The sequence below is a fragment of the Oscillospiraceae bacterium genome (assembly GCA_025757685.1).
Taxonomy (GTDB): domain Bacteria; phylum Bacillota; class Clostridia; order Oscillospirales; family Acutalibacteraceae; genus CAG-217.
Genome location: CP107220.1, coordinates 1,767,970 through 1,784,836, shown reverse-complemented (window position 1 = coordinate 1,784,836; position 16,867 = coordinate 1,767,970). Strand labels below are relative to the sequence as shown.

General features: G+C 56.4%; 15 protein-coding genes and 2 tRNA genes. 14 read left to right on the top strand and 3 right to left on the bottom strand.

What is annotated here, in order from left to right; genetic code table 11:
* The first annotated feature begins 1 nt into the window (after position 1).
* From OGM59_08450 to OGM59_08420, 7 genes are all read left to right on the top strand, one after another.
* On the top strand, positions 2-628 hold the full coding sequence (locus OGM59_08450; GenBank protein ID UYI90726.1) for an epoxyqueuosine reductase QueH: 627 nt from the start codon (positions 2-4) through the stop codon (positions 626-628).
* Complete coding sequence (locus OGM59_08445) at positions 625-1,896, top strand: replication-associated recombination protein A (protein UYI90725.1); 1,272 nt, start codon at positions 625-627, stop codon at positions 1,894-1,896. Before OGM59_08450 ends, OGM59_08445 begins: the two co-directional genes overlap by 4 nt.
* 2 nt (positions 1,897-1,898) lie before the next feature.
* Positions 1,899-2,543 (top strand): endonuclease III, encoded by a 645-nt coding sequence (nth, locus tag OGM59_08440; protein ID UYI90724.1) that lies wholly within the window; start codon positions 1,899-1,901, stop codon positions 2,541-2,543.
* 18 nt (positions 2,544-2,561) lie between these two features.
* On the top strand, positions 2,562-3,068 hold the full coding sequence (locus OGM59_08435; GenBank protein ID UYI90723.1) for a shikimate kinase: 507 nt from the start codon (positions 2,562-2,564) through the stop codon (positions 3,066-3,068).
* Between the two features lie 12 nt (positions 3,069-3,080).
* The gene (locus tag OGM59_08430; GenBank protein ID UYI90722.1) at positions 3,081-4,922 is read left to right on the top strand and encodes a fibronectin type III domain-containing protein; all 1,842 of its coding nucleotides are present in this window, start codon (positions 3,081-3,083) and stop codon (positions 4,920-4,922) included.
* A 109-nt stretch (positions 4,923-5,031) separates the two neighbouring features.
* Positions 5,032-6,510: an IMP dehydrogenase gene (gene guaB / locus OGM59_08425; protein UYI90721.1), complete on the top strand. Its 1,479-nt coding sequence runs from the start codon at positions 5,032-5,034 to the stop codon at positions 6,508-6,510.
* A 73-nt stretch (positions 6,511-6,583) separates the two neighbouring features.
* On the top strand, positions 6,584-7,426 hold the full coding sequence (locus tag OGM59_08420; protein ID UYI90720.1) for a glycerophosphodiester phosphodiesterase: 843 nt from the start codon (positions 6,584-6,586) through the stop codon (positions 7,424-7,426).
* Between the two features lie 82 nt (positions 7,427-7,508).
* Here the strand turns inward: OGM59_08420 and tmk are convergent, their stop codons facing one another.
* Entirely contained in the window at positions 7,509-8,159 is a 651-nt protein-coding gene (gene tmk, locus OGM59_08415; GenBank protein ID UYI90719.1) for a dTMP kinase, read from the bottom strand.
* A gap of 186 nt (positions 8,160-8,345) precedes the next feature.
* Here tmk and OGM59_08410 point away from each other — a divergent pair, with 186 nt between their 5' ends.
* The 3 genes from OGM59_08410 to gnpA are packed head-to-tail and all read left to right on the top strand — an operon-like array spanning position 8,346 to position 12,254.
* On the top strand, positions 8,346-8,780 hold the full coding sequence (locus OGM59_08410) for a hypothetical protein (GenBank protein UYI90718.1): 435 nt from the start codon (positions 8,346-8,348) through the stop codon (positions 8,778-8,780).
* The gene (locus OGM59_08405; protein ID UYI90717.1) at positions 8,749-10,053 is read left to right on the top strand and encodes a polyhydroxyalkanoate depolymerase; all 1,305 of its coding nucleotides are present in this window, start codon (positions 8,749-8,751) and stop codon (positions 10,051-10,053) included. The genes OGM59_08410 and OGM59_08405 overlap by 32 nt, the downstream gene beginning before the upstream one ends.
* 11 nt (positions 10,054-10,064) lie before the next feature.
* The gene (gene gnpA, locus OGM59_08400) at positions 10,065-12,254 is read left to right on the top strand and encodes a 1,3-beta-galactosyl-N-acetylhexosamine phosphorylase (protein ID UYI90716.1); all 2,190 of its coding nucleotides are present in this window, start codon (positions 10,065-10,067) and stop codon (positions 12,252-12,254) included.
* Positions 12,255-12,351: 97 nt separating this feature from the next.
* Here gnpA and OGM59_08395 read toward each other — a convergent pair.
* Together OGM59_08395 and OGM59_08390 are read right to left on the bottom strand one after the other, a co-directional pair.
* Positions 12,352-12,436 (bottom strand) — tRNA-Tyr (locus tag OGM59_08395).
* 36 nt (positions 12,437-12,472) lie between these two features.
* Positions 12,473-12,548 (bottom strand) — tRNA-Thr (locus OGM59_08390).
* Positions 12,549-12,673: 125 nt separating this feature from the next.
* Between OGM59_08390 and asnB the strand changes: the two genes are divergently transcribed.
* The 4 genes from asnB to OGM59_08370 all read left to right on the top strand — a co-directional run bounded on the left by asnB (position 12,674) and on the right by OGM59_08370 (position 16,836).
* Entirely contained in the window at positions 12,674-14,497 is a 1,824-nt protein-coding gene (gene asnB / locus OGM59_08385) for an asparagine synthase (glutamine-hydrolyzing) (GenBank protein UYI90715.1), read from the top strand.
* Between the two features lie 106 nt (positions 14,498-14,603).
* Positions 14,604-15,380: a nitroreductase family protein gene (locus tag OGM59_08380; protein UYI90714.1), complete on the top strand. Its 777-nt coding sequence runs from the start codon at positions 14,604-14,606 to the stop codon at positions 15,378-15,380.
* Entirely contained in the window at positions 15,373-16,251 is an 879-nt protein-coding gene (locus OGM59_08375; GenBank protein UYI90713.1) for a glycerophosphodiester phosphodiesterase family protein, read from the top strand. Before OGM59_08380 ends, OGM59_08375 begins: the two co-directional genes overlap by 8 nt.
* Before the next feature lie 177 nt (positions 16,252-16,428).
* Positions 16,429-16,836 (top strand): transcriptional repressor, encoded by a 408-nt coding sequence (locus OGM59_08370; GenBank protein ID UYI90712.1) that lies wholly within the window; start codon positions 16,429-16,431, stop codon positions 16,834-16,836.
* Positions 16,837-16,867: the final 31 nt, after the last annotated feature.

Sequence of the window (16,867 nt, the reverse complement as noted above, 5' to 3'; positions counted from 1 at the left end):
CATGAACAAAATCAATTACGATCGTATGTGTATGGCCGTGATCCGGCAGCAAACGGCGGCAGGGCGAGTACCCACCCTGCTGCTGCACAGCTGCTGCGCCCCCTGTTCCAGCGCCACGCTGGAGTGGCTGTCGCAGTATTTTCAGATCACGGTCTTTTATTATAATCCGAATATTGCCCCGGAGGGAGAGTTCCAAAAGCGCTTGGCGGAGCAGCGGCGGCTGATCGCGCACCAGCCGGCAGTGCACCCGGTGCAGCTGATCGCCGGGGACTACGAACCGGCGGCCTTTGCGGCTGTTGCCAAGGGGTATGAGGACTGCCCGGAGGGGGGCGCCCGCTGTATGCGCTGCTATCGCCAACGACTGGAAAAGACGGCGGCGCTGGCCAAGGAAATGGACTTTGACTATTTTTGCACCACCCTGAGCATCAGCCCCTTAAAGGACGCCCAAAAGATCAATGCCATTGGGCAGAGCGTAGGGGAGCAGTACGGGGTGGCCTGGTTGCCCTCGGATTTTAAGAAGCAGGAGCGGTACAAGCGCTCCATTGCGCTGTCTCGGGAGTACGGCCTGTATCGCCAAAACTTCTGCGGCTGTGTGTATTCTAAGCAAGAGAAGGAGAAACCGGTATGACCAATCCCCTGGCAGACCGTATCCGCCCGGAAAGCCTGGAGCAGGTGGTGGGCCAGCAGCACTTGCTGGGACCCGGCAAGGCTCTGCGGCAGCTGATCGAGAGCGGCGATATTCCCAATTTGATTTTTTACGGCCCGCCGGGGGTGGGCAAGACCACGGTGGCGTCCATTATTGCCAAGCGCACGGATCGCGCCTTGCGGCGGCTTAACGGCACCAACGCCTCTACGGCGGATATTCGGGCACTGGTGGCAGAGCTGGACACCCTGTCCGCGCCTAACGGCATTTTGCTGTATTTGGACGAGATCCAGTATTTTAACAAACGCCAGCAGCAGTCCCTGCTGGAATACATAGAAAACGGCAAGATCACCCTGATCGCCAGCACCACGGAGAACCCGTATTTTTATATTTATCCGGCAGTGCTCAGCCGGTGCACGGTGTTTGAGTTCAAATCCGTCACCCCGGCAGATGTGGTGCCCGCGGTGGAGCGGGGATTCCGTTTGCTGGAGGAGGAGAACGGCACCCCGGCAGAGTTGGCGGACGGCGTGGCCCGCACCCTGGCAGAGCGGGGCGGCGGTGATGTGCGCAAGTCCCTGGGCGCGGTGGAAAACTGCTACTTTGCTGCCCAGGTGACGGACGGTAAAAAGCGGATTACCCCAGAACTGGTGGATCAGTTGACCCAAAAAAGCGGTGCCCGCTATGATCGGCTGGGCGACGAGCATTACGATATTATTTCTGCCTACCAAAAATCTATGCGGGGATCGGACCCGGACGCTGCGCTCCATTATTTGGCGCGGCTGCTGGAGGCGGGGGACCTGCCCTCCGCCTGTCGGCGGCTGATGGTCTGTGCCTGTGAGGATGTGGGGCTGGCGTATCCCCAGATCATTCCCATTGTTAAGGCGGCGGTGGACGCGGCCCAAATGCTGGGTCTGCCGGAGGCACGGCTGCCCCTGGCGGACGCGGTGGTGTTGGTGGCCACCAGTCCCAAGAGCAATACCGCCCATGACGCCATTAACGCGGCTATGGCGGATGTGCAGCGGGGCAATTATTCGCCCATTCCCCGCCGACTGCAAAACAAGCACTACGACGGTGCAGACGCCAAGGTGAAAGGGCAGTTTTACAAATACCCCCATGAATATGAAAATCACTGGGTGGAGCAGCAGTACCTGCCGGATGTGCTTAAGGGCACGCAGTATTATCATTTTGGCGACAACAAGACCGAGCAGGCCGCCCATGCCTACTGGGAGCGGGTGAAGAAGAGGAAACTGTAAATATGACCAAGAAAGAACGATTTTTGCGGGTGGCGGCTGCCTTGGAGCAACTGTACCCGGACGCCAGATGCTCTCTGTTCTCCGGCAACGCCTTTGAACTGCTGGTGGCGGTGCGTCTGTCTGCCCAGTGTACGGACGCCCGGGTGAACCAGGTGACCCCGGCGCTGTTTGCCAAGTACCCCACATTAGAGGACTACTGCAACGCCGATGTGGCGGATATAGAGCGACTGATTTACTCCTGCGGGTTTTACAAGACCAAGGCGGAGAATATTATAGAAATGGCACGCAAAGTACGAGACGACTACGATGGTCGGGTGCCGGACACCATTGAGGATCTGCTGACCCTGCCCGGGGTGGGACGCAAAACCGCCAACCTGATCGTGGGTGATGTGTACGGCAAGGAGAGCGTGGTGGTAGACACCCACATGATCCGCATTGCCAATCGGCTGGGGCTGGTGGCAACGAAAGATCCCAAGCAGATCGAATTTGCCTTAAAGAAGATCATTCCCCCGGATATGGGGTCGGATTTTTGCCACCGCATTGTGCTGTTTGGGCGGGATATTTGCCCGGCCCGCAGCCCTAAGTGCGAGAGGTGTCCCCTGGCAGACGGTACTTGCCGCCGTGTAGGTGTGGCTGCCAAAAAGTGAAGAATTGAGGACGAGAAAATGCAAGCAAACAGCGGCAATATCATATTGATCGGTATGCCCGGCAGCGGCAAATCCACCTGCGGGGTGGTGGCAGCCAAGCTGCTGCTGAAGAATTTTTTTGACACGGACCTGCTGATCCAAAATCGGGAGGGTCAGCGCCTGCAACAGATCATTGACGAAAAAGGGCTGGACTACTTTGCTCGGGCAGAGGAGGAGGCCGTTTTGTCCCTGGATATTGCCGGTACGGTGATCGCCACCGGCGGCTCCGTGGTGTATTCCCCGGCGGCCATGGAGCACCTGCGCCGCATGGGCAAGGTGATTTATCTGCATCTGGAGTATGAGACCATGTGCCGCCGTATTCAGAATTTGGACAGTCGAGGCGTGGTACTGCAAGCGGGCTACACCTTGCAGGATATGTACAAGGAGCGGCTGCCCCTGTACCGCCGGTATGCAGATGCAGTGATTAAGTGCGACAACAACACGGTGGAACAGACCGCCCAGCAGATCGCCCGCTGCGCCCGATAAAAGGAGAAAGAAATGGAGAAGAGAAGAAAGGCGAAAAAGAGATTTTCTGCCCTCACCAGCTTTTTGCTGGCGCTGGCTCTGCTGACGGGCACGCTGGGCGCGCTGCCGGCAGAGTGCTTTGCCGCCCAACCTGAAAAGGCGGCGTTTCACAGCACTTACGGTTTTCGCCTGGGCAGCAGCGCCAAGATGGAGCTGCAATTCCGGGATAAATTAGAGAAGAATTACAAGGTCAACGGCAACACCTACTACGGCAGTCAAACCGATCTGAGCCGCCAACTGCGGGACCAGATGGTAAAGCGCAGCGACCAGGTGGTGCTGCGCTTGGCCACCGATCGGCGGGGGTTGACCGGCAGGAGCAACAGCGCCACACAAGCGCGTGAGGAGCTGTTTTTGGGTCTGCTTAATGACGCCACCGCCCAGCGGAACTCCGTTTCTGCTCGGGATGGGGACTATCTGCGCTGGCAGCTGGGCAGCGTTAGCGGTGTGCTGTATGCGGACGGCAGCAAAAACGGGGTCTATTACTACCGGGTGATTTATTACGGCTTGGGTTATTACACCACCGCCGCCGAGGAGCAGTGGGTGGATCGGTATGTGCAGAAGTATGTGCGCCGGGTGGACCGAAACAAAATGAGCGATTATGACCTGGCGAAGAAGGTGCACGACGATGTGTGCCGTGCTACGGTCTATGATATGGAGATGGACAGCCGCTACGACGACTATGATTTCTCTGCCTATGGGTGCCTGTATGTGGGTCGTTGTGTGTGCCAGGGGTATGCGCTGGCGTACTACCGGCTGTGTCGGGAGCTGGGATTGTCGGTGCGCTTTGTGTACTCGGATCCGCACGAGGGCTGCCACGCCTGGAACTTGGTACAGGTGGGTGGCAAATACTATTATGTGGACTGCACTTGGGACGATACCTACCATGAAGGCAATATCGTCTACAACTTCTTCCTAAAGAATTACACGGATTTGCAGGCGATGGACAGCGACTACCACGAGCACCGGCTGGACGACGGCGTGTATGCAGACGCGGACTTGACCCGCAACTATGTGGACCGGGTGGCCGCCCGCAGCTATGAGCCGCTGCTGCCCAATATGGGCAATGTGGTGGTGCGCCTGAGCCAAACCCAATTTACTTACAACGGCAAGGCACAGGGGCCCAAGTTGACGGCTACCTACGCCGGGCAGCCCTTTAGCGGCTACACCGTCCGCGGCGGCACCGCTACCAATCCGGGTACGTACACCGTGACCCTGCGGGGCACCGGCGGCGACAGCACCGGGCGCACCTACACCATTCGACCGGCTAAGGTACAGCAGATCAAGATCACCAAGCGGGAGCCAAAGGCGCTGACCTTCAGCTGGCAAAAGGCTGTGGGGGCGAGCACCTACCGCTTGCAGCAAAAGAAAAACGGCAAGTGGGTCACCGTTAAGACCGTCAGCGGCAACAGCGCCAAAATCGGCGGTTTGTCCCCGGCTACCACTTACACTTTCCGGGTTACGGCTTACAAGGGCGGCATTGCCGGTGCGGATGGCAGCAATTATGTGACCTGCACCACCCCGCTTACTCCGGCGGCGCCTAAGCTGACAGCCGGCAAGGGTACGGTCACGGTGAAGTGGAAGAAGGTGACCGCTTCCGGTTATGAGGTGCGCTATTCCACCCGATCGGATATGAAAAAGGCCAAGACGGTGAAGATCAGCTCCGGCAAGACGGTGCAGAAGAAATTAAGTAAGCTCTCCCGTCATAAAAAATATTATGTGCAGGTGCGGGCGGTTAAGACCCGCAAGAGCGCAGACGGCAAAACGGTGACCTATCGGGGCGCCTGGTCCGGCAAAAAGAGCATTTCTACCAAATGAATACCACCTTTTGCGTCGGATTTTCTACTTGCAGGGCGGCGCAAAAAGTGCTATTATAGTAAAAATATTCTTCACGGAATAGGAATTTATTGATAACGGAGGTAATGTAATGAGCGAATACGGCGCAAAGTTTGTAAAAGAAGGGCTGACCTTTGACGATGTTCTGCTGATCCCGGCAGAGTCCGATGTGTTGCCCAACGAAGTGGATTTGTCCACCAAGTTGACCAAGGATATTACCCTGAATATCCCCTTGATGACCTCTGCCATGGACACGGTCACCGAGTCCAATATGGCCATCGCCATTGCCCGTGAGGGCGGTATCGGCGTGATTCACAAGAATATGACCATTGAGGATCAGGCCACTGAGGTCGATAAGGTAAAGCGCTCGGAGAACGGCGTCATTACCAATCCGTTTTTCCTCTCTCCCCGGCACTTGGCCCAGGACGCAGAGGATCTGATGCGTAAATACAAGATCAGCGGTGTGCCCATCTGCGAGGCGGACGGCACGCTGGTGGGTATCCTTACCAACCGGGATATGCGGTTTATGACGGACTTCTCCGTGCCCATCTCCACTGTGATGACCCCCAAGGATAAGCTGGTCACCGCGATGGCCGGCACCACCCTGGAGGAGGCCAAGAAAATTCTGATGCGCTCCAAGGTGGAGAAGCTGCCTCTGGTAGACAAGAACGGCAAGCTCACCGGTTTGGTGACCATTAAGGATATTGAAAAGAGCGTTAAGTACCCCAACACCGCCCGCGACGAGAAGGGTCGCCTGTTGTGCGCTGCCGCTATCGGTGTAACCAAGGATATTATGGATCGTGCCGGCGCGCTGGTCAACGCCCAGGTAGACGCCCTGATTTTGGACTCTGCCCACGGTCATTCCGCCAATATTTTGAAGGCAGTGGAGCAGGTGAAAAATGCGTTCCCGCAGATCTCTCTGATTGCCGGTAATGTGGCCACCGCAGAGGGCACCGAGGCTTTGATCAAGGCCGGTGCAGATGCGGTAAAGGTGGGTATCGGCCCCGGCTCTATCTGCACCACCCGTGTGGTTGCCGGTATCGGTGTGCCCCAGATCACAGCGATTTATGACGCGGCAGAGATGGCCGACAAGTACGGTATCCCGATCATTGCAGACGGTGGTATTAAGTATAGCGGCGAAATCGTAAAGGCCATTGCGGCCGGCGGTTCCGTGGTGATGGTCGGCTCTTTGGTGGCCGGCTGTGAGGAGTCTCCCGGTGAGACGGAGATTTACCAGGGTCGTCAGTTTAAGGTGTACCGCGGTATGGGCTCTTTGGGCGCCATGAACAAGGGTTCTGCCGACCGTTACTTCCAAAACGGCACCAAGAAGTTCGTGCCGGAGGGCGTAGAGGGTCGTGTACCTTACAAGGGCCCGGTAGGCGATACCGTGTTCCAGATGATGGGCGGTTTGCGCTCCGGTATGGGCTATGTGGGCTGCCACAGCATTGCGGAGCTGCGCACCAATGCCAAGTTTATTAAGATCACCGGTGCAGGTTTGGTGGAGAGCCACCCCCACGATGTGTATATCACCAAGGAGGCGCCCAACTACTCCGGCAGCCGCCAGGATTGATTTTAGGAAAATGATGTTTCAAATGCCGAGATCCAGCCGTTTCTCGGCATTTGTCCGCTTTTGAGGTGAGTCTATGGCACAGCCGCAAAGCCGCTGGGTGCGGTTTAAGAGGTTCTTAAAACGGAATATGACCCCCACCTGGGCCAAGCATTTTTCGTACCAGGTGTTCAGCTTCCTGGTGTCTGTGGCTATGGTGATCGGGGTGGCTAATTATGCCATCACTCGCTCGTATGACGAAAGGAAGTTGACTTTTGTGGATGGATTTACCATTACGGCCCATACCGGCGCATTTCATACAAACCAAAACAGCCTGGAGGCTGTGCAGGCGGCGATTGACCATCAGGTAGAGGCGATGGAGATTGATGTGCGCCAGCGGCCGAACGGTATTTTGGTGATGGCCCACGACTTGGTGGTCAAAAACAGCGACGGCGTGCCCCTGGCAGACGCCTTTGCTCTGCTGGAGCCGACTGCCATTCGCTTGAATTTGGATATTAAGGAGACCAAAGTGCTGGGTGCGCTCCATGATCTGTTGGTGGAGTACAACCTGTACGATCGGGTGTTTCTCACCGGGCTGGAGGTGTGGAATATGAACGCCGTAAAAGCTTCCACCTGCCGTGACCTGCCCTATTATCTCAATTATATTCCCTCCCGGTTCCAGATTTTTTCTGCGGATTACCAGCAGCGCCTGCTGAAAATACTGGAAGAGAGCGGCGCCATCGGGCTGAACTGTAATTATAAGCATGTGGGCGGTCGGCTGAGCAACTTCCTGCATAAGAACGGGTACAAACTCTCTGTTTGGACCGTAGATCGGCGCGATACCATGAAGCGCATTTTGGTGGCGAAACCGGACAATATCACCACCAAGCAGTACGACAAGCTGCAAGATGTAATCGCCCGGTGGGGGAAGAATAAATAAACGCAAAAAGGAAAGAGCACCCATGTGGGTGCTCTTTTTTGTGTGGGTTTTCGTAGGGTCGGGGCTTGCGCCTGCCCTGTATTTATGGCTGTGTAATCTCTTCGTCAACGCCGGATTCAAAATACTCCTGCAAGGCGGACCAAATGCGGGCCTCTACCTGATCCGGCCCGCCGCTGCCGTCCACGATGAGAATGTGCTCTTCCGTTTTTAATCGGTCAAACACCTGCCGATACCCGGTGCGAATTTGGCGAGCCAGTTCTGTTTTTTCATAGAATTCCGCGGCGCCGCCCCGGTGCGCTCTCCGGCGGGCACATTCCTCCGGGTCCACATCGACAAACACTACGGCGTCCGGGCGCAGGGTGCGCCGGGCAAAGGCGTTGTATCGCAGCAGATCCTCTAAATCAGAGGTGAGGGTCTGGTAGGCGAAATTGGAAAAATAGTACCGATCGCACAGCACCGTTTGGCCGGCTTCCAATCGAGGCAGCAGGTCCTTTGCAATATGCTCCACCCGGTCGGCGGCATACAGCAGCGCTACCGTCTCCGGCGCCAAGGCCAGCTTTTTTTGGCTGAACTGTTGACACAGTATCCCCGGGGCGCTGTCGCCCGGCTCCCGGGTACAGTAAACGGCGTTTGTGCCCAGCTTTTCCGTCAGTCGAGCACCCAGCCGCTCCAATTGGGTGGTCTTGCCGCTGCCGTCCAGTCCCTCAAATACAATGAATTTGCCCTGTTTCATACGCCCACCTCATTTTGTTTCTCTCCCCAGTATAGCAAAATTTCACCCCCCGGGCAAGACCAAGGCGAAAATTGGGGGGATAATCTGAAAATTCCCTTGCAATATAGAGCCAAAATCGGTATGATATAGGGGATCACAAAAATCGCGCCGGGGCGCTTGCGCCGGCCTATTCAATGGGGTAAAAAGATGAACAAGTATGCAAAGGATCCGCAGGAGCTGCGGCGCATTTGCGCCAACCTGACTTTTGCAAAACAGCTGGGACTGATTGACGACGACAGTCTGGAGGCGGCAGAAGAACGCTGCCGTCGGGAGAATGCCCGCCGTGGGGAAAAGCTGGCTGCCGGGGAAGTGGTGTACGGCTTGACCGCCTATCCGCTACCGGCGTATCTGCAATATGAATGCACCCGCTTTCGGCTGGCATTCGCCGGGGAGCGCAAGCAGGTGCGTTACGATTATGCGCCGATTACCGCCCGGGAAGAAAAAGCCTATTACAGGGCCAACAAGGACCTGTTTACGCGCTATATGGGGGACAAATTCCGTTTCCGTGAAGTGAAGCAGGTGGTTCATAAGAAAATGCGAGAGGAGGAGTATGACCGTGCCGTCCAAGACTTATTACGTTAGTTCTCTTCACGGCAGTGCCGATTTTGACGGCCTGACCCCGCAGACGCCGTTCTTGCACCCGGCGCAGGCCAGCGCCCTCTCTTTGCAGCCCGGTGACAAGGTGCTTTTAGAGCGGGGCAGCGTGTTTGCCGGAGAGGCCATGCACCTGAAAAACTGCGGCGATATTGCCGGTGCGCCCATAGAGATCGGCGCTTACGGTACGGGCGATGCCCTGCCTTGTATTGCGGCAAACGGTACCGGTGTATGGTACCAGGATTACGGTACACCGCTGGATTTTGACGGCCATGTATATCGGGGAGAAGTGTCCTCCGCCGTACTGCTCTATGATGTGGAGAATATTGTGCTGCGGGATCTGGAGATCACCAACGATGCGCCCTTTACCGATATGGAAAGCTACTGCGCTGCAGACAAGATGGATCGTACCGGCGTGGCGGTGGTAGCCCGGGATCGGGGCACCCTGCACAGCATTACGCTCACCGGACTGTTTGTCCATGATGTGAAGGGCAATGTATACAACAAGCACATGAATAACGGCGGCATTTATATGACCGCCCTGACTCCGGCCGATGAGGCCAAGACCGGCGTGGCTCGGTATGACGGTGTAACGGTGGAGAACTGTATGGTCCAGCAGGTGAGCCGCTGGGGTATTGCAGTGGGTTACAGCTATCGGCACCGGGACTTTGCTGCTAAGGAACTGGCAGAAGAAGCTTTCTTAAAATACGGCCACGAAAATATTACCCTGCGGGGCAATTATGTGGTGGCTGCCGGGGGCGACGCGATTACACCCATGTACGCCCTGCGCCCGCTGGTGGAGTACAACACGGCGGACAGCTGTGCCGTTGAGATGAACGACCGCTATTACAAATACCCGGGCAAGCGCCAGGGCAAGGTGGCGGCGGCCATTTGGCCCTGGAAGTGCAAGGACGCCCTGCTGCGGTACAACGATGTGGCAGATACCAAACTGAACCAGGACGGTATGGCCTATGACGCAGACTCCGGAGACGGCACCGTGTATGAATACAATTACTCCGCTTACAACGAGGGCGGAGCCATGATGTTTTGCCTGGGCGAGGCGGTGCACAGCACCTATCGCCACAATGTAAGCTACCGGGATCTGGGGGGCGTGCTGTCGCCTTCCGGCAACCCGGACGGTTTGGTAGAGGGCAACACATTTTATATGGAGCCGGGTGTGCCCTTGAGGCGCAAACGCAACCACGGCAAGATGAAACTGGTGAACAACACCGTCGTTCCGGCGGACAGCAAGGAAGATTGAGGTAACAAACTATGGCAAACAGAAAGGGCAGAGTCACCATCCCCACCGACCTGGATGTGGTGCCCCAGACCAAAGAAATTATGGAGCGCTGGGGCGCAGACGCCCTGCGTGACTGCGACGGCACAGAGTTCCCCCAGGAGCTGAAAGACACCGGCGCCAAGATCTACGCCACCTACTGCACCACCCGCAAGGACAACGCCTGGGCCAAGGCGAACCCGGACGAGGTGCAGCAGATGTACATTATGACCCCGTTCCATACGGCGGTGAAGGACACGCTGGAGATCCACCTGATGGACCACCTGTACCCGGCAATGCTGAAGGTGAATACCTATGATGATATTCAGCGTTGGTGGGAAGTGATGGACCGCACCACCGGTGCGCCGGTGCCGGTAGAGGACTGGCGTTATGATGGGGAGAGCGGCAATGTGGTGATCCGCACCGTGCCCTTCCACCAATACACCGTCAGCTTTTTGACCTACATTATGTGGGACCCGGTGAATATGTATAACGCGGTGGTCAACGACTGGAAAGACGCGGAGCCGCAGATCACCTTTGATGTGCGCCAGCCCAAGACCCATGCCCACTCTATGGAGCGGCTGCGCCGGTTTTTGGACGAGCACCCGTATGTGGATGTGATTCGCTTTACCACCTTCTTCCACCAGTTTACCTTGGTATTTGACGAGATGGCGCGGGAGAAATGGGTGGATTGGTTCGGCTATTCTGCCTCTGTCAGCCCCTATATCTTAAAGCAGTTTGAGCAGGAGGTGGGCTACAAGTTCCGCCCGGAGTTCATTATTGACCAGGGTTATATGAACAACAGCTACCGGATTCCCACGAAGGAATTTAAGGACTTCCAGGCGTTCCAGCGCCGGGAGGTGGCTAAGCTGGCCAAAGAGATGGTAGACATTGTGCACAGCTACGGCAAAGAGGCTATGATGTTTATGGGCGACCACTGGATCGGCATGGAGCCGTTTATGGAGGAATTCGCCACCATCGGGCTGGATGCTGTGGTGGGCAGCGTAGGCAACGGCGCCACCTTGCGGCTGTTTAGCGATATTAAGAATGTAAAGTACACGGAGGGTCGCTTTCTGCCCTATTTCTTCCCGGATGTGTTCCACGAGGGGGGCGATCCCATTATGGAGGCCAAGACCAACTGGGTCACCGCTCGCCGTGCCATTCTGCGCAGTCCCATTCAGCGGATCGGCTACGGTGGCTACTTAAAACTGGCGCTCCAGTTCCCGGACTTTGTGGATTACATTGAGTCCGTGTGTGACGAGTTCCGCACCCTGTATGACAATATTCAGGGCGTGACCCCCTATTGCGTAAAGAAGGTGGCCGTGCTCAACTGCTGGGGCAAAATGCGCGCCTGGGGCAACCATATGGTGCATCACGGTCTGTATTATCGGCAGAATTATTCTTATTTCGGCGTCATTGAGGCGCTCAGCGGCGCACCCTTTGATGTGGCGTTTATCAGCTTTGAGGATATTAAGAGCGATCCTCACTTCCTGGATCCGTTTGACGTGATCCTGAATGTGGGCGACGCAGATACCGCCCAGACCGGCGGCGCCTACTGGTGTGATGAGGAGATCGTCACCCGGGTAAAGGCCTTTGTCTATAACGGCGGCGGCTTCATCGGCGTGGGCGAGCCGGCAGCCCACCAGTGGCAGGGCAAGTTCTTCCAGCTGGACGATATTCTGGGCGTGGAAGAGGAAAACGGCTTTGCCCTGAACACGGACCGCTACAACACCACCGCCCACCCGGATCACTTTATCTTGGCGGATACCAACGGCGATGTGGACTTTGGCGAGGGTAAGAAGAACATTGTGGCTCTGGAGGGCGCTCGGGTGCTGCTCCAGAACGAAACGGAGCTGCCTTTTGCGGTGCGCAACGGCTGTGAGGTGCAGATGGCGGTCAAAGAATTCGGCAAAGGCCGCGGCGTGTATATCAGCGGTCTGCCGTACAGCTTTAAGAACAGCCGCGTGCTGTACCGTGCAGTGCTGTGGGCGGCTTCTGCGGAGGCGGAGCTGCACAAGTGGTTCTCCACCAACTACAATGTGGAGGTCCACGCTTATGTAAAGAACGGCAAATACTGCGTGGTCAACAACACCTATGAGCCGCAAGACACCACCGTGTATGTGGGCGACGGCAGCGGGTTTGACCTGCACCTGGAGCCTAACGAAATTAAGTGGTATCAGATTTAACAGGCATAAAAAAACCGGCAGGGAACTTTCCTGCCGGTTACTTTTTGTGCAAAAATAAAAAGAAACGACAATCTTCGGAAGAAAATTGTCGTTTCTTTGGTGGGCAGGGATGGATTCGAACCATCGAAGTCGTAGACGGCAGATTTACAGTCTGCTCCCTTTGGCCACTCGGGAACCTACCCATATAAATGCGGAGAACGGCGTTGCCAACTCCGCCGTGGAGCTGGTGAACGGACTCGAACCCCTGACCTGCTGATTACAAATCAGCTGCTCTACCAACTGAGCTACACCAGCATTTCTTAACGCCTTAATACTATAACACAACAAAAAATGATAGTCAAGCCCAAATTGCAAATTTCCAAAAATTCCGTTACTGGCAAAGGGCGCGCGCCTGCATAGACTAAAAGTGAGGTGATGTTATGTGCGGAATTGCAGGAATTCTGCGTGAGGATGTGGATCTGCGGGAGCGAGAGCAGCTGCTGTGCCAAATGAGCGACAGCCTGCGAAGCCGTGGCCCGGACGACAGCGGGCGATACTTAGAGCCGGGGGCGGCGCTGCTGCACCGGCGGCTGGCGATTATTGACCCGGCAGGTGGGCGGCAGCCCATGCGCTTTGGCGATTTAGTGATCGCCTATAATGGCGAAATTTACAACACAGCAGAAGTGCGCCACCTATTGGAAAGCGCCGGGTACAGCTTTGAGACCACCTGTGATACGGAAGTGGTGCTTAAGGCCTATCATAAGTGGAAAGCCGGGTGTTTGGAAAAGCTCAACGGCATTTTTGCTTTTGCGGTGTATGATACCCGCCGGGGCACCCTGTTTGCTGCCCGGGACAGGATCGGGGTAAAGCCCCTGTTTTACTGCAAAAAAGGGCGACTGTTTGCCTTTGCCAGCCGGATCCCTACCTTGCTGCTGCTCCCGGAGGTGGAGCCGGTGGTGGATCGCAGCGGGTTGGCAGAGATCTTTATGCTGGGGCCTGCCCGCTCCCCGGGGAACGCGGTGTTTCGGGATCTGGCGGAGCTGCCTCCGGCCTGCTACCTGACCTATGACCACGGCACTTTGCAGGTGCATCGGTACTGGAAGCTGCACGCCGCGCCCCATACGGACAGCCCGGCGGACACCATAGAGCGCACCCATCAGCTGGTGACGGACGCGGTGGAGCGCCAGCTGGTCAGTGATGTGCCGGTATGTACTTTTCTTAGCGGCGGGCTGGACTCGTCCATTATTTCCGAGATCGCCGCCCGGAAGATGGCGGCGCAGGGGGAGCGGCTGTGCACCTACTCGGTGGATTATGAGGACAACGACCGCTACTTCCAAAAGAGTCTGTTCCAGCCCAATGCAGACAGCGATTATATCGGCCTAATGGCCGGGGCCATCGGCTCCGATCACCGCAATGTGGTGCTGAATAATGTGGATGTGGCAGAGGCGCTGGTGGAGGCCACCCTGGCCCGTGGCGTGCCGGGCTTTACGGATGTGGATTCCAGCTTGTTGCTGTTTTGCAGGCAGGTGCACCGGGACTTTAAGGTGTGCCTGTCCGGCGAATGCGCCGACGAGATCTTTGGCGGCTATCCCTGGTATCATCGGCAGGAGATCTTGTTTGCGGACACATTCCCCTGGTCCCGCAGCGTAGACGTGCGCCAAAGTCTGCTGCGCCCGGGGTTGCTGCCGGAGGGGGCGGACTATGTGCAGGCCGCCTACCGCCGCACGGTGGCAGACACGGAGGTGCTGGACACAGACAGCCCGCTGGAAAAGCGTATGCGCCAGATGTTCCGGCTGAATACCGACTGGTTTATGCAAACACTGTTGATGCGCAAGGACGCCATGAGTATGCACAACTCCCTGGAGGTGCGTGTGCCGTTTTGCGACTGGCGGCTGGTGGAGTACGCCTACAATATGCCTTGGGCGCTGAAGTCGCCGGAGGGGCGGGAAAAGGGCGTGCTGCGCAAGGCCTTTGAGGGGGAGCTGCCCTATCAGATCGCCTGGCGCAAAAAAAGCCCGTACCCCAAGACCTTTAATCCGGCGTATTTTGCCCGGGTAAAGGCGCTGGCAGAGCCGGTGCTGACGGACACCGCCTGCCCGCTGTATGAGCTGCTGAATCGGGACGCGGTGGTCGCTCTGTGCCAAAACCCGGACACCCTGCAAGAGCCTTGGTACGGCCAGCTGATGCGCGGGGCACAGGTGGTGGCGTATGTGGTCCAGATCTACGGCTGGGTTCAGGCTTACGGCGTGACCTTTGACTTGTAATTCTCCCGGGATTGTGCTATACTGAGGCTGTGTTTCCCTGCCCGGTTTTGCGCCGGGCGGGGGGCGTGCAGTAGGCAGTGTCTGCCGTAGAGAGGAAGTGGTACATTTGACCAATGCAGAATATATTGAGGCCATCGGCGCCCGCTGTTCCCGCCGTACTTACAGCCACACGCCGCCGGATCCCCGGGTGCTGGAGATCTTGCAGGAGATGGTGGACGCCGTCAATCGCCAAAGCGGGCTTTCCTTTCGTCTGTTGGCGGATGGCACGGCCCCCTTTACCCTGTTTACCGGCAAATTTGCGCTGGTGGCTGTGTGCGGGCCGGACACGGAGTGGGCCAGAATTCAAAGCGGCTACTTTGGCGAAAGTATTGTTTTGCAGTGTGTGTACCACGGGCTGGGCACCTGCTGGGTAACGGGTACATATAATGAGAACAAGCTCTACCAAATGCTGGATTTGCCCCGGGATCTGCGCCTGTACGGCGTGATCACCATCGGCAATGTTAAGCCCGGCAAGAGCATGAAAGAGAAGATGATGTACAACGCCACCCACAAGACCAACAAGCCCTACCAAAAGATGATGGAGGCCTGCGACCGGGCGCTGCCGGAGCCGTATGTGTTTGCCATGCAGATGGTGGAAAAGGCGCCGTCTGCCACCAACCGACGGTGCGTGCGTTTTCGCTACGAGGAAGGCAAGATCTCTGCCTCGGTGGACGCGCCGTACTCGGACAAGAGCCTGGACTTTGGTATTGCCCAGCTGCATTTTCAGTTGGGCGCCGCCCACAAGGGTGTGCAGGGCAAGTGGAACAAAAAAGGGGAGTTCGTCACCGACGATAAGGTGATCAAATTCCCAACGCAATCAGAGGGGGAAAAAGAAAATGAGTGAAACCGCAGTGAAAAAAGAGAAGAAAAAGTGGTCCACCGGCAAAAAGGTGGCAGTGATCCTGTGCAGCGTGCTGCTGGCGCTGATCCTGATTGTGGTCAGCGGTGGGTTGATCTATCTGCACAACTACTGCCAGGTGAAGGACTACACCGTCACCGCTATGGGCAATCATGATGTGACCTTGATCGCCCACCGTGGGTTCCGTGCCGTGGCACCGGAGAATACGCTGCCTGCCTTTGAGGAGGCCGGCAAGGCCGGATTTACCGGCGCCGAGTGCGACACCTATCGCACCAAGGACGGGGTGTGGGTCATCTCCCACGACAGCCATACTTACCGTATGATGGATCAGCACGCCTTTGTGGAAAAAAAGACCTACGACGAGCTGCTCACCTACAATACGGACAATGGGGTGAATATCGACCAATATCCCAATTTGAAAATTTGCACCTTAGAGGACTACTTAAAGACCTGTGTCAAGTACAATATGACCGCCGTGATCGAGCTGAAAGGCAAGAACAACACGGAGCATTATGACGAGATCTTGAAGCTGGTGGCGGACACCGGTGCCAAGCCGCTGTTTATCTCCTTCCATTTGGAGAATTTGCAGCAGATCCGCAAGCTGTCCCAGGATGTGCCGGTGTGGTATTTGGTACAGAAGATCGACGACCAGGCCATTGCAGACGCCAAGGCTCTGGGCGGAGAGTGCGGCATTGACTTTAACGGCAACAAGGACGAAAACACCAAGGAAGTGGTGCAAAAGTGCCTGGATGCCGGGCTGGAAGTGGGCGCCTGGACCATTGACAATATGGACACGCTGCAAAGCCTGAAAGACAAGGGTGTTACCTACATTACCACCGACAGCATCACCTATTAAGTCTGTATAAAATAAAAAGCAAAATTGCCCCGGCGCCCTTTGTAGGCGCCGGGGCTTTCTGTACCCGCCGGAAAGAAAAGTGCAAAAAATCAAAAAAAGACTTGACATCCGGTTAGAAATCGTGTATATTTATGTTGTACTCATTACAAGTCAGTAATAATTACAACATAAAGAGAGGTGATCCCAACGGAAACGGCAGAGATCGTACAAATCTTTAAGGATCGAGGGTTTAAGGCAACGCCCCAGCGCATTGCCGTGTACAAGTATCTGTGCGAGCACCGCACCCACCCGGATGTGGAGAGCGTGTACCGGGCAGTGCTGGAGGACAATCCCGCTTTCTCAAAGACCACGGTGTACAATGCCCTGCAAGCCCTGGACGCCTGCGGTCTGATCATTCCGGTGACCATTGACAGCGGCCGAATCCACTACGATGCGGACACCCGCTTCCACGGGCACTTCCGGTGCGAAAAATGCGGGCGGATCTATGACTTTATCCCGGACCTGATAGGTATTCAGGGACTGGACGGCTTTACCGTCCACCACAAAGATGTGTACTTCAGCGGCATTTGCAGCTGTTGTCAATAAATGTGTTATCCAAATCATCTAAAAAGGAGAA